Below are 13,245 nucleotides of genomic sequence, written 5' to 3'. Positions count from 1 at the left end.
GTGGAGCAGGAAGGACATCTGATGGAAATGGAAGCCACGCAAGCACCTTAAAATCACCATCATACACTAAATCAGTAAGTTGGCAGCATTACCCGCCCGATAATCCGCCGATGCCTGGCTGCCGCCATAGGCGGTAACGCCTTTTGGCAGTCCCCAGATTAAGGTGCCTTGCGCGAAATCGACGTCTTCTTGCTGATCGTTACTGCTGCGGTACTTCCCGGCGGTAAGCGCATATTTAAGATGGCCCTCGCGTTGCAGCAAAGGCACCGCCGAGTACGGTACCGAATAGCTATTTTCACTGCCGTCTGTCTCCTTCACCGTCACCAGCAGATCGCCGCTCGATGAGGTTGGATAGAGGTCAGTAATAGTAAATGCGCCCGGGGAGACGTAGGTCTGATAAATGACGTAGCCATTTTGCTTAATCGTCACTCTGGCGTTACTGCGGGCTATCCCGCGTACCGTGGGCGCAAACCCCTTGAGGCTGTCGGGCAGCATATTATCGTCAGAGACTATCTGTGCGCCGCGAAAGCTCAGGGAATCAAAAACATCCGCTGGCGTATAGCTCTCACCCAGCGTCATCTCCGCTTTTAATGGGATCAGCGTTCTTTCGACATAGGTGCTGATGTGCTCCCATTGGTTCTGCGAGCTGCCTTCACCCTGGCTGTAGTTCCAGGTGGAATAATCCCGCAAACGCCAGGCCCCCAGATTCAGCCCACTTTGTAGATTGAGGTAATAACTGTCTTCATTGCTGACGCCGCCGCTGTTGCTGCCGGAAAAATCGTAATTCAGGGTCATGGCATTAATCCCCTGATCCCATTGCTCCGGCGGAATATAGCCACGCGCACTCTGCATCATCCCGGCCTGCGGAATGCTGATATCCAGTCTCAGATGGGCGAAGTCGAAACGCGTACCCGCATCGGGAATAGCCGCGAACGGCACGCACTGATCCGCAGGGAGGGACTTTAGCGCAGGAAAAGCGTTAGCATTTAGCCCCATCGCCTGCAGCCGCTTCAGCGTAAAGCACGGCGCTAACCCAGTATCGTCCTGGCTTTTCTTGTCAGCCTGAAAATCAACATCTTCACTGGCGACAAACTGCTGGTTGATATAAACATCAACCCGGTATTTTCCCGCAGCCTGCCCATCGCTATTTTCAAACTGCGAGAGATCGGCAACCGCCGAACTGTCACCGGAGAGAAACGCGGGATTAAAGTAATTATCCGCACAGGCGGTATACGAAATAAAGCCCAACGCCGCCGGCAAAATATATCTGTAGCCGTGTCTACGGCACAGTAAAACCTGGGCAATGGCCCGGGCTACATAGCAAATACGAATTGTCATTATTTTGCCGACCCAATTCCGCGGGTTATTCGATTACTGCATTTTGCTTCGGCGTATTCGCGCCATAATCATTCACCGTCTGGAAGGTGATTTGCCCCCGAGCACTCTCAGGCACCACAACCGTACTTTGGCCCAGCGGCGGCACCATCGTCGCCGGCAATTCAGCTGTCCCCTCATTGAAATGGACTAACGTGATGTAATACGGCGACGGGTTTTTTATCGTCAGCTGCTTCCCGTCCTTGTGAAAGCGCAACTTCTCCGGCGCCTCGGCCACGCTCATCGCCAGACCTTGCGGCCGAATAAAAAGTTTAATTCGGTTGAGAACCGCAATTTGTAAGGTGTTCTTAGTCGCGGCATCTTTATTCGCAGCAGGAATCGCTTTGACATTCATCCAATACAGGCTTTCCCGGTCTTTTGGCAATGATTCGCGCGGCCCGATATACATCACCCGCAGCGTATTTTCTTTTTCTGGTTTAATCACAAATAGCGGTGGAGTGACGACAAAATCACTGCTTTTTTTACTGTCAGAGTTCTCGACCCACGACTGAACTAAAAAGACCCCTTTGCTGTCGGTATTATTGACCGACAGCGAAATCTGTTCACTGCCCTGAGGGTAAACAATCCGCGTTGCGCCCAGGGCAATGCCACCGTATTCCGCAGCATGAGTCATCATTGAGGCTAGCGACAGGCTGATTATCGACAGCGCAGAACAGGTACGAGTAATAATGGACATAATGAGCCTTTAAATAGAAAACGCCTGCTGCGGCGAAAAATTATATGTAAGTCAGCGTGAACCAGGTCTGAGCATCCGCTTCACCCGGAGAAATATTTGCCGCCGTCGCCCGATATTTAGCGATAAAACTCAAGACCGTGGTGTCGTTATTTAACGAGGTAAAATGCTGCGGTGACGTATTCGGAATCAGCAAATTGCCGACACTATCAAAAATGCCAACCCCAATATTTTTGGCGCTGCCCGCGCCGCCGGTGACGGCTAATACCGACGGATCTTTCACATCGGTTACGCCGTTAAAAGCCACACCAACCCGCTGGCTGATGTTGATATCACAGTCTTTCAGCACGATAGTGAAAGGCTGCGGATCGCCCCAGGAACCGACGCTGGTAAACGTGCTGGAGCGAACTTGCCCCATCTCTACGGTTTGCGCCTCGCTGTCGGTATCGACCACGCAGGCAGCTTCAACAACCGCACCCGAGAAATGCACATCGCCGCCGGGCACGGTGACAACATGATGATTCCCGGCCCACGCCAGTAGAGGCAAAAAAGCAAACAGCACAACCGCCTGACCCGACAGAGAAATATTCATCCCAACTCCCGTTAGCGAAAGCGCCGTCCGTGGCATCTTATTTCCTGAAGGGTTACTGGTAGGTGACGTTAAAAGTCGCCGTCGCGTCTACGTCACCAGCACTCAGCGTGCCGGATGTCGCGATATAGTCCGCCGTAAACGCCATGGTGTTGTTGCCATCGATAAGGGTGGCAGCTTTCGACTCTTTCCCCAGGTCCAGCGCGGTACCGTCGGTATCATAGAGCTGCACGCCGACACCCTGCGCACCGCCGGCACCTGCCGTGTTATCCAGTACGCTCGCGTTACCGGAAGCGGCCGGGCCGTTAAAGGTCACGGATGCCTGAGTCGAAACGTTGGTATCGCAGTCGGTCAGCTTGATGCTGAACGGCACTTTCTGGTTAGCCACATTGCCCTCAGTCGGAGTATCGCCAAATGCCGCCAGACGAACCTGCCCCATATTGACCGTTTGGTTGATTGAGTCTTCCGCTACGGCACAGGCTGCGTTAACCACAGAGCCGGTAAAATGAACGGAGCCACCGGTTACCGTGACGGGCCCGGTTCCACCACTGATGCCAGCGGCCATTGCAGAGCCGCCAACCATCATTAATGCCAGCGTCAGTCCTTTAATCGTAAAATTTTTCATGCTCATTGCCCTTGAATAGTCAAAACGAATATTTCCCTGATTTTTAAGACAAAAAGGGAACGTTCCCATTTAATTAAATAAATAGTATGTGAAGTCATTAGAATTTAAACCGCGTTGCCCACAGTACTCGCTATAAATAATATTTTGTCATCGGATCATCCTGACCCGACGCCGCTGATTATCTACAATATGATTAATCTTTTACAACGCCGTTTTTATCCGATACTGGACAGTGTGCTTTTTAATTGACAAGTACCCCTTAGCACAAACAACATCAGGTGATTGTTTTATAAGGATTATGCCGTTAATTGAAATGTTAATTTTTATGGTTAAATACCACTAAGGTGTTATTTGTCAGGCGCGTAAAATGCCTATACCATTCTCTTTGATATATATTTTATCGAGACAAAGAAACGTATAGGATTTAAAGTATTAAGAATGGTAGGTATTTCAGGATATTTCTTTTAGGTCCGGTAATTCTTACCTTTTTCGTTACTGATTCATTAAATAAATGTTCTTATTTAGTGCAAAGGGAAAAGGTCGAAAATGTGTGTCAAAGTCAGCCTTCCTCTGGGGATGAGGAAGGCAAAACATTCACAGATAGGTGATCGTCAATTCCTGTAACTCAGGATGGCCGTTCAATGAACGTTGAGTGACGGTCGCGATGCCCGGCATTGCAGAGACACTGCCGGTTGGTTGAATGGCGACATGCTGGATATGGTTGACGCCATTATGGTAGCAGGAAATCTGTGCCTGTGAGCGCTGGAGCGCAACCCCACAGCCCCCTTCCACTACCTGGCCGATAAAGCGAATTTTCCCGGAGCTTGCTCCGTTTTGCGCCTGCGCCACCGTGGCAAACGCCAGGCCCATGACTGCGAGACAAATCATACCTACTGTTTTCATATTCTGACCCCACATCCTGTGAGTATTGTTAATATCGGCAACACCGCCAATGATCCTTTTACATCAACGCTATTTACATATTTACAGCTAAAATAAACTGATATTGAATTGACTATACCGCTCTGCGCCCTTCCCGGATATCCGTCATTCTTCGTATTCATCGACGTTACTTATGATTACCAACACTATTAGCGGTTAAGAATGAACTCATCGATAAAAAAATGGCGAATAATTGACCTGAACGCTGATGTTGGCGAGGACGTAAGAGAAGATTAAAATGGCGAAAATATCACCAGCAAATGTCACATTACTGATATTTCACCGCCTGAAGATCCCAGTCTGTAATGCTATTAGACGGCAGCGGCAAGGTGTGAACGCTGCCATAAGAACAATCCCAGGGCGAGATATTGCCTCACCCTGGGCCGTCATTTACTCCATCACGCGCGCGCGCTTAATCCGGCTCTCGTCAGTAGTTTGAGCCGAGTCCACCAGCGTAAAGTCAAAGCTCACTTCGGTATGCGGTTGGTTAATCTTGCGCTCCTGCGACAGCTGGTCGTCGGTGATTTTCACCGGATCGGCAATCAGCTCTTCGCGGGTGGCAAACGCAAAATCGTCCCACAGATAGGCATCGCCGTTGAGGTTAATCTGTGTGGTCAGGTGCTTATAACCCGGCGCAGAGACGAAGAAATGCACGTGTGCCGGACGGTTACCGTGACGGCCTAACTGGGTCAGCAGCTTCTGGGTTGGACCATCCGGCGGGCAACCGTAGCCGCACGGTACAATACTGCGCACCGCGTAACGGCCATCGGCACCGGTTTCAATACGGCGGCGCAGGTGATATTCGCTCTGCGATTGATCGAAGAACGAGTAACCGCCGAGGGTATTCGCATGCCAGATATCGACAATCGCCCCGGCGACCGGGTTGCCGTCTAAATCGCGCACCTGACCGTGCAGCCACATCGGTTCACCCGGTTCGCTGCCGTCATCCATTCGCGCGTACTGTTTGCTAAGCGGTGCGCCCGCCACATACAGCGGCCCTTCGATGGTACGCGGCGTGCCGACATCCTGGCCGGTTGCGGCTTCTTTTTCATCGGCACGCATATCCAGATAGTGCTCAAGCCCCAGGCCCGCGGCCAACAGCGCGGACTCTTTACGCTCGCCCAGCTCGTTTAAATAGTTCACCGCCAGCCAGAACTCTTCATCGCTGATATCGAACTTCTTGATGGTCTGGCACAGGTCGCTCAACACCTGATGCATGATGGCCTTGAAACGTTCGTTGCCCTGTTCTGAGTTTAAGCCGCTGCTGATCGCCAGCAACGATTCCAGTTCGGTCTGTTTTGCAGGATTCACTGACATTGCGTATTCCTCTTTTTTGTAGGGTAAGGTTTGTTGTTGTTAGTTCACGGCGGAGGGATGTCGGCACAGCGGCTGCACCGAAATCGCCATAAAGGGATACAGCGGTAGCCCGGTCAAAATATCGTGCAGCTCCTGGTTGTCGGCGACGTCAAAGATGCTGACGTTGGCGTAAAGCCCGGCGACGCGCCAGATATGCAGCCACTTGCCTTCGCGCTGCAGGCGCTGCGAGTAGGCTTTCTCTTCGGCTTTGATGGCATCGGCCTGGTCTTTGGGCATAGACGCCGGAATATTGACGGTCATTTCAACTTTAAACAGCATGCGGATGTCCTCTATTTTCGGGCGTAGAAACGCAATTTATCGTCATCGATTTCCACGCCCAGCCCCGGCCCCTGCGGCAGCGTGACCTGCCCCTGGCCGAAGGTGAGCGGCGTCACTACGATGTCGTCTTTGAGCAGCAGCGGCCCGAACATCTCGGTGCCCCACTGCATTTTCAGGGTCGACCAGGCATGCAGCGAGGCCACCGTTCCCAGCGTGCCTTCCAGCATGGTGCCACCGTACAGCGCCACGCCTGCGGCCTGCGCCACGTGCGCCAGCTTCAGCGCCTGCGCCGGGCCACCGGCTTTGGCAATCTTCAGCGCATAGGCGCCGGTAAACCCGCCATTGGCCAGCGCGTAGCCGTCGTGGCTGGTAGCCACTGCTTCATCGGCCAGAATCGGCAGCGTGAAACGCTGGCTCAGCGCGATAAGCCCCGGCCGGTCCCACAGCGGGATCGGCTGCTCAACCAAAGCGATACCGCCATCCTGCAGCTGGCTCATACCTTTCACGGCGGTGGTGAAATCCCACGCCTGATTGACGTCAACGCGGATGCTGACCTCATCTCCCAACGCGGCTTTGATTGCCAGCGCGTGGCGAACATCGGTCGCCAAATCGCGGGCACCGATTTTCAGCTTGAAGGTGTCGTGCCGCCCTTCCGCCAGCAGCCGCTTTCCCTCGTCGATATCTTTCGCGGTGTCACCGCTGGCCAGCGTCCACAGCACCGGCAGACGCTCGCTAAGCGCACCGCCGAGCAGCGCGCTGACCGGCACGCCCAGCGCTTTGCCTTGCGCGTCGAGGAAGGCGGTTTCCAGCGCCGACTTGGCAAAGGTATTGCCCTTCACGCTGGCATTCATCGTTTCGGCAAGCGCCGCCACGCCGCTAAAGGTCTGCCCGCACAGCAGCGGTGACAGATAGGTTTCAATCGCCAGCTTCATCGCTTCCGGGCTTTCTGCGCCGTAGCTCAGGCCGCCAATTGTCGTCCCCTCGCCCCAGCCGACCACCCCGTCGGCGCACTGCATGCGCACAATCATCAGGGTCTGGCAGCCCATCGTCGCCATCGACAGCTTGTGCGGGCGGACGGTAGGAATATCCACCAGCCAGCAGGCCAGTGATTCAATCGTTAACATCGGTTGCTCCTGCAAAGAAAAAGGAATCAGGGTGTTGTTTTGCCCGGCGGCAGGCTGCGCAGCGCGATCCACGCCAGCAGCGCGTAGGCGATAAGCAGCAGCGAAACCGGCCACGAAGCGTCGAAGGCCATCAGCAGCGCCACCGCCAGCATCGGCCCAAGTCCGCCGGAGAAGATCGAACCAACTTCATGCCCCAGCGCGAGGCCGGAATAACGCACGCGGACCGGGAAGAGATCGCTCATGATGCATGGCTGGGTGCCGATCATCGCGCCGTGGCATACCGGCAGGCCGAGGAACATCGCCAGCAAAATGTAGCCGTAGCTGCCGGTAGACAGCAGCCAGAAGAACGGGAACGCCATCACCAGCAGGCCAATCACGCCGATGTAGTACACCGGTTTTAGGCCAATGCGATCGGACAACGCGCCCCAGAATAGAATCGAGAAAAACTCAACCAGCATGGCGAGGGTGACGGCGCTGATTATCTCCCCGGTGCCAATGCCGATGTGTTTGGCGTACACCACCGAGAAGGTGAAGAAGATATAGGACGCGCCGTTTTCCGGCAGGCGCAGCGCAATGGCCTGTAGCAGCGCTTTACGATGATCGCGTATCAGGATCAGCAGCGGGATCTTCTCGTGCTTGTCTTCAGGTTTGGCCTGGGTAAAGGCTTTACTCTCGCGAATGTTTTTGCGGATATAGACGCCCACCAGGAAGATGACGATGCTTAGCACGAACGGTACGCGCCAGCCCCAACTCATAAAGTCGCTTTCCGGCAGTTGCTGCACCAGATAGAAAGCAAACGCCGACAGCACAAAACCGCCGGATACCCCCATCTGGCTCCACGCGGTGTAGAACCCGCGCTTTTGCTCAGGGGCATTTTCACTGAGCATTAACACCCCGCCGCCCCACTCGCCGCCGGAGGCCACGCCCTGTAAAAAACGTAAAGAGATCAGCGCCAGCGGCGCCCACAGACCAATTTGCGCGTAGGTCGGCAGCAGGCCAATCACAAAGGTGGTTGCCCCCATCAACGTCAGGGTCATGATGAGCGTCATCTTGCGGCTATAGCGATCGCCAATATGACCGAAAACGATACCGCCCAGCGGCCGCGCCAGGAAGCCGACCGCAAAGCCGGAAAACGCCAGCAGCGTGCCTTGCAGTGGGTCACCGCCCACCGGGAAGAACAGCGGGCCAAATACCAGCGCCGCCGCGGTGCCGTAGAGGAAAAAGTCATACCACTCCAGCGCATTGCCCAGCACCGAGGCCACCACCAGCTTACGCATTTGCTGCGCATCGTGGCGGGTTTCGGCGGGCGTGACTACGGTTTCAGAAACGACATTACTCATCCGGCATCCCTCTTTAACGGTTATGCTTCGTGCCCGACGGCGTGATAGCGACGGTTGAAATAGACCAGCCCGCGCGGCTGCTCGCTGCTGCGAATCGCCTGCACCCGGCAGTAGAAGACCGAATGGCTGCCCACTTCGTGGCAGTCATCAATCAGGCAGTCGAAGCTCGCCACCGCCGAGCTCAGTACCGGCGCGCCGCTGGCCATCACCTGCCAGCTGTCGTGGCAAAACCGTTCTTCCGAACGCAGACTGGCGTTGGCAAATACGCCGGACAGCGCCTGGTGATCGCTGGAGAGCACGTTGACGCACAGCGTGCCGTTTTGCTTGAAGTGCGCATGCGCAAAAGAGTTACGGTTCATACACACCAACAGGGTTGGCGGCTGGTCGGTCACGCTACAGACGGCGGAGGCGGTAAAGCCAAATTTACCCGCCGGGCCGTCGGTGGTAATAACCGACACCGCGCTGCCCAACTGCGCCATGGCGTTACGAAATTCGATTTGCAGAGTCATTAGAAGATCCTCAAAGATCGATAATCAGACGGGCGCTTTTCGCCCGGGAACAACACAGCAGGATCTGATCGCCATCGGCCTTCTCGTCGTCGGTCAGATAGTGGTCACGGTGATCCGGTTCGCCTTCCAGCACGTCGGTCAGGCAGCTGCCGCAGATCCCCTGCTTGCAGGAGACGCAGACCTTCAGCCCCGCCAGCGCCAGCGCCTCGACGATGGTCTGGTTGGCGGCAACCTGCACGGTAATGCCGCTGGCCGCCGCCACCACTTCAAACGGCTGACCGCCGGTTTCCACCTCTGCGCTAAAGCACTCCTGGTGAATTAGATCCGGGCCGTAGCCCTGCGCGAGCGCGCGTTCATTAACGGCATCCATTAACCGCGCCGGGCCGCAGACATAGACATGCGTTCCTTCCGGCACGTCGCACAGCACCGCGTCGAGGTTAATGCGCTGCTCATCGCTACAGTGCAAATGCACCTGCGACGCATAAGTCGAGGCTTCCAGCTGCGGGAGAAACGCCGCCTGCTCCCGCGTTTTGGCGCAGTAATGCAGGCTGAACGTGCGCCCGGCAGCCAGCAATTCCGCCGCCATCGCCAGCATCGGGGTAATGCCAATCCCTCCGCCAATCAGCAGGCTATGCCGGGCACGATCGTCAAGCGCGAACAGATTGCGCGGTTCGCTGACCGCAATCTCGTCTCCCTCGCGCAGCGCATGCACCGCCAGTGAACCGCCCTGCGATTGGCTGTCTTTGAGCACGCCGAGCTGATAGAAATGCCGCTCCTGCGGGCTGCTGCACAGCGAATACGGGCGCAGCAGATCGTCGCTCAAGTGCAGGTCGATATGCGCCCCGGCGGTAAATTCGGGCAGCGCCCGTCCGTCGGCATGAGCCAGCGTCAGCAGCACCACCTCGCCGCGCAGTTCGCGGCGGACTACCTGTAATGTCAGCATCAACTTCTCCTTTAGCGCATGAACAGCCCGCCGTTGATGTCCCAGGTTGCCCCGGTGACAAACGACGCGTGTTGAGAGGCCAGCAGCGCCACGGCATGAGCGACAAATTCCGCCTCGCCGAGCGCGCCTACCGGGATCATCTGTAGCAGCCCCGCCATTTTCTCTTCCGGCACCAGCGCGTGAACGGTCGGCAGGTCCATCGGTCCCGGCGCGATGGCGTTAACGGTGACGCCGGATTTGGCCAACTCACGGGCAAAGACTTTGGTCAGCGTCAGGATCCCGCCTTTCGACGCCGCATAGTGCGCCCCGGAAGCGGTGCCGCCGTTTTGCCCCGCCAGCGAGGCTAGGTTGATGATTCGGCCGTAGCCGCGGCTGGCAAAATAGCGCCCCATCGTCTGGCAGCCGACAAAGGTGCCGCGCAGATTGGTGGAGATCACCCGATCAAACTCATCAACGCCAATGTCCATCACCGGCGTCGCCAGTGTCAGCGCGGCGTTATTGACCAGCACGTGCAGGCTGCCAAAACGCGCCACGCTGGCGTTAAGCGCGGCGTCAAAATCGTGCGGCTGGCGAATATCCAGCCCCAGCGCCAGCACGTTGTGGCTGTCCAGCTCAGCGGCGGCGGCTTCGGCGCGGGCGGCATCAACGTCGGTCAACACCACCTGATACCCCTGCGTCAGCAGATGGCGGGCGATAACGTTGCCCAACCCGCTGGCCGCGCCGGTGACTAATACGGTTTGCGTCATAAACGACTCCTTATAGGATGTAACCGATGCTGTGCAGCACATCGTCGCTGTTGACCAGGCGGATCACTTTCTGGCTTATCCGCCAGCCGTCGGCCTGCAGCTGCAGGTGCCAGGTGATATCGGCGGCATAGTGGCGGCTATGGCCTTTGCGGTGTTCCCACAGCGACTGGGCGCCGCGCACTACCACTTCGCTGTCGCTGGCCTCCAGCAGGCGAAAACGCGACAGCGTACGCAGCGTTCTGGCGCGCGGAGTGGTCGAGATAGACTCACCGCTGTACAGGCGCTTCACACGCTTGGCGCGCATTTCGTGGTCATCGCAGGCGTAGTTAAGGGTGTTTTTAAAATCGGTCTCCTGCGGATCAATTGGCACCACGTACAGGCCGTCGTGCTGCCACAGATCCAGCCAGGCGTTAAATTCGCCCTGATCGAGGAGATCGCCTTCGAGGTTAATCACCGCGATGGCCTTAAACAGTACAGATTCAGCGGTCATCATTTATTCCATCTCCGTCATCAGTTTTTTCCACTGCTGATACGCGGCGCGCATCCCGGTCTCGGCACTCACGTCGCTGCGCAGACCGTCATCGGTGCGGTATTCGCCCGCCAGGCCGCGGTTGAGCATGATCCACAGATCGTCCCCGGCGGTGGCGCCGCGCTGAACGCGTTCCCACGCTTCCGAGTCATCCGGCGTGCCGAAGCCCATCGGCCCCTGGAAATGCTCGTGCAGACGCAGGCGCGCCTGGTTAGCGATTTCCGGGCCGCCGTCCATGGTGATCACCGCATGGTGAATTTCGGTTTCATTGACCGACAGCGGCTGCAGGACGCGGAAGAACGCCATCGAGCAGGCGATGTTGGGGAAGATATTGAGGTTGAAGCCGGAACCGCCGACCGCGCGCACGATACGGCGCACCTGGTCTTCATCGTGGTCGGCGCGCAGGGCATCGGCCAACTCGGTAAAACGTTCCGGGATCGGCGCATCGAGGTTGGCTTCCAGATCCACCAGTTCCGGGATCATCACCATCACGCTGTGCCCGTTGCCGAGATCTTCGACATAACCGCTGCCGTCGACAAAGTTGAGCATCTCTTCGGTTTGCTTATCGACCGAGCTTAAGAACGAGCGGTGCACCACCGGGAAGTGGTAGCCGTCGGTGGTGTTCTCGAGCTGGATTTTCCAGTTGCCCGGGAAGCGGAAACGGTGCGCTGGGCCGGTTTTAATCGGGTAGCCCGCGCCCTGCTTCATAAACAGATCCATCCACTTTTTCGCCGCGCCGAGGAAATCTTCCAGCGGCTCAATGTGGTCGTTAAAGGTAGCGAAGATCATTCCCGCGTACTGTTCGGTGCGCAGTGATACCAGCCCCAGCTCGCCTTTTTCCAGCTGGTCGGCATAGCTTTCCGGGTGCGGCACGCCGCGCAGGCTGCCGTCCAGCGCGTAGCCCCAGCCGTGGTAAGGGCAGACAAAGCTGTTAGTTTTGCCGCTGCGGTGTTCACACACGGTGGCCGCGCGGTGGCGGCAGCGGTTCAGCAGCGTATGGACGGTGCCTTTACGATCGCGCACTACGATAACCGGCTGAGTGCCGATCTCGGTGGTTTTAAAGCTGCCGGTGTCGGGGATTTCGCTGGCATGCGCCACCCACACCCAGGTTTTGCCGAAAACTCTGTCCAGCTCCAGTGCGAACAGCTCTTCGGAGGTGTACAGCGAGGTATGCACACGGTCGTGCTGCACCAGCGATGCAATCTCTTCGCGGCTCGGCGCGGTGGGCATCGTGGTATCGATATTTTTCACATTAATGATGTGGTCACACTGCATGTCCATTCTCCTGCACGTCTTCGACGGTCTGATGGTTTTCCGGCACCGGGAGCGTGTCCTCGGCGTGCCAGTGGCTTACGGGTCGGCTAAACAGGTTGCGGGTAGTGAAATGGTGCATCACCATCTCTCCCGCTTCGCGCCGAAAGCTAACGTTGATTTCAGCGGCGTTGAGGTGCGCGCCGCCGGCGCTAAACGCCGAGGTTTGCAGCATCAGCCAGCGGCCGTGCAGCTCGCCGTCGGTCACTGCGCTGAGCGCCTCGGAACAGAGAAAATGCGCGTTCATGGCAAAGTGGGCCGGTTTTCGCACATACCCGGCCATCATGGCGACAATGGCCTCGCGCCCTGAATGACGTCCCAGACGCGTAGCGTAAGGTTCGCCAACCCCTTCCCAGCAGGCATCATTGGTGAACAGTGCGCCGATGGCGCGTACGGTGTCGCTGTCGTCGAGCCGGTCGCACAGGTGCATGTACTGGCTTATGCACACGCGAGCGGCCTGCTGATCTTCGAGCTGCTGTAAGCGCTGCGCATCCTGAGAGGTCATCATCGACTCCGTTAGTTCTGAATAATCAGTTCGCGGCCAACGCGGGCCTCGATTTTGCAGTACTTCCACAGCTTGCTACCGCCGTCGCCGACCGGCGTGGTGCGGAACAGGTTGCAGACGGCGGCGACGTTCTCCAGCGCCTGAGCGTCGGCCAGCACGTAGGTGGTCCACGGAGCGGTGGTAGATGGGCCAACCATCAACTGGTCATCGTCCATATTGCCGATAACGGTGATCCCCGGCGTTTCATCAATGCCTTTCATCATCACGCCGAAGGCGGCCCATACCTGCTTGGCTTCCGCCGCGCTGGCATCGAAAAAGTTCTGGTTCACGCCGATGCAAAACAGTACGCGTAAGGTTGTGGTCTGGCTCATCTGATGCT

Annotated in this window: 15 protein-coding genes and 1 pseudogene; all 16 read right to left on the bottom strand. The window is 56.9% G+C overall.

Annotation, left to right across the window (positions count from 1 at the left end; genetic code table 11):
• Positions 1-75: 75 nt before the first annotated feature.
• A pseudogene (locus tag ABOC97_RS22135) lies at positions 76-1,338 on the bottom strand (fimbria/pilus outer membrane usher protein); the annotation flags it as partial.
• A 25-nt stretch (positions 1,339-1,363) separates the two neighbouring features.
• On the bottom strand, positions 1,364-2,071 hold the full coding sequence (locus tag ABOC97_RS22130) for a fimbria/pilus periplasmic chaperone (protein WP_349601809.1): 708 nt from the start codon (positions 2,069-2,071) through the stop codon (positions 1,364-1,366).
• Between the two features lie 40 nt (positions 2,072-2,111).
• The gene (locus tag ABOC97_RS22125) at positions 2,112-2,660 is read right to left on the bottom strand and encodes a fimbrial protein (protein WP_349601807.1); all 549 of its coding nucleotides are present in this window, start codon (positions 2,658-2,660) and stop codon (positions 2,112-2,114) included.
• A 52-nt stretch (positions 2,661-2,712) separates the two neighbouring features.
• On the bottom strand, positions 2,713-3,282 hold the full coding sequence (locus ABOC97_RS22120; protein ID WP_459253837.1) for a fimbrial protein: 570 nt from the start codon (positions 3,280-3,282) through the stop codon (positions 2,713-2,715).
• A 594-nt stretch (positions 3,283-3,876) separates the two neighbouring features.
• Positions 3,877-4,185 carry a hypothetical protein gene (locus ABOC97_RS22115; protein WP_349601805.1) on the bottom strand — a complete coding sequence of 103 codons (309 nt, stop codon included), beginning with the start codon at positions 4,183-4,185 and terminating at the stop codon, positions 3,877-3,879.
• A gap of 429 nt (positions 4,186-4,614) precedes the next feature.
• A complete protein-coding gene (gene catA, locus ABOC97_RS22110) occupies positions 4,615-5,541 on the bottom strand; it encodes a catechol 1,2-dioxygenase (protein ID WP_349601803.1) in 927 nt (308 codons plus the stop codon).
• Positions 5,542-5,580: 39 nt separating this feature from the next.
• A complete protein-coding gene (catC, locus tag ABOC97_RS22105) occupies positions 5,581-5,859 on the bottom strand; it encodes a muconolactone Delta-isomerase (protein ID WP_234507199.1) in 279 nt (92 codons plus the stop codon).
• 11 nt (positions 5,860-5,870) lie between these two features.
• On the bottom strand, positions 5,871-6,983 hold the full coding sequence (locus ABOC97_RS22100) for a muconate/chloromuconate family cycloisomerase (RefSeq protein WP_349601802.1): 1,113 nt from the start codon (positions 6,981-6,983) through the stop codon (positions 5,871-5,873).
• A gap of 26 nt (positions 6,984-7,009) precedes the next feature.
• Entirely contained in the window at positions 7,010-8,260 is a 1,251-nt protein-coding gene (locus tag ABOC97_RS22095; protein ID WP_416016891.1) for an MFS transporter, read from the bottom strand.
• 83 nt (positions 8,261-8,343) lie between these two features.
• Positions 8,344-8,832, bottom strand: coding sequence for a flavin reductase (locus tag ABOC97_RS22090; protein WP_313843894.1), 489 nt, complete (start codon positions 8,830-8,832; stop codon positions 8,344-8,346).
• Between the two features lie 10 nt (positions 8,833-8,842).
• A complete protein-coding gene (locus ABOC97_RS22085; RefSeq protein WP_349601798.1) occupies positions 8,843-9,775 on the bottom strand; it encodes a PDR/VanB family oxidoreductase in 933 nt (310 codons plus the stop codon).
• A gap of 11 nt (positions 9,776-9,786) precedes the next feature.
• The gene (locus ABOC97_RS22080) at positions 9,787-10,521 is read right to left on the bottom strand and encodes an SDR family NAD(P)-dependent oxidoreductase (RefSeq protein WP_349601796.1); all 735 of its coding nucleotides are present in this window, start codon (positions 10,519-10,521) and stop codon (positions 9,787-9,789) included.
• 10 nt (positions 10,522-10,531) lie between these two features.
• The gene (locus tag ABOC97_RS22075) at positions 10,532-11,014 is read right to left on the bottom strand and encodes an aromatic-ring-hydroxylating dioxygenase subunit beta (protein ID WP_349601794.1); all 483 of its coding nucleotides are present in this window, start codon (positions 11,012-11,014) and stop codon (positions 10,532-10,534) included.
• Entirely contained in the window at positions 11,015-12,325 is a 1,311-nt protein-coding gene (locus ABOC97_RS22070) for an aromatic ring-hydroxylating oxygenase subunit alpha (RefSeq protein WP_349601792.1), read from the bottom strand. It lies immediately after the preceding gene.
• Complete coding sequence (locus ABOC97_RS22065; protein ID WP_349601791.1) at positions 12,315-12,869, bottom strand: nuclear transport factor 2 family protein; 555 nt, start codon at positions 12,867-12,869, stop codon at positions 12,315-12,317. Before ABOC97_RS22065 ends, ABOC97_RS22070 begins: the two co-directional genes overlap by 11 nt.
• 8 nt (positions 12,870-12,877) lie before the next feature.
• Positions 12,878-13,237: a hypothetical protein gene (locus tag ABOC97_RS22060; protein ID WP_061281168.1), complete on the bottom strand. Its 360-nt coding sequence runs from the start codon at positions 13,235-13,237 to the stop codon at positions 12,878-12,880.
• Positions 13,238-13,245: the final 8 nt, after the last annotated feature.

This window comes from Kluyvera huaxiensis (genome assembly GCF_040149365.1).
In the GTDB taxonomy this organism is placed as follows: domain Bacteria; phylum Pseudomonadota; class Gammaproteobacteria; order Enterobacterales; family Enterobacteriaceae; genus Kluyvera; species Kluyvera intermedia_A.
Note: the sequence above shows the minus strand (reverse complement) of the source record. Positions and strands in the feature narration are given on the sequence as shown.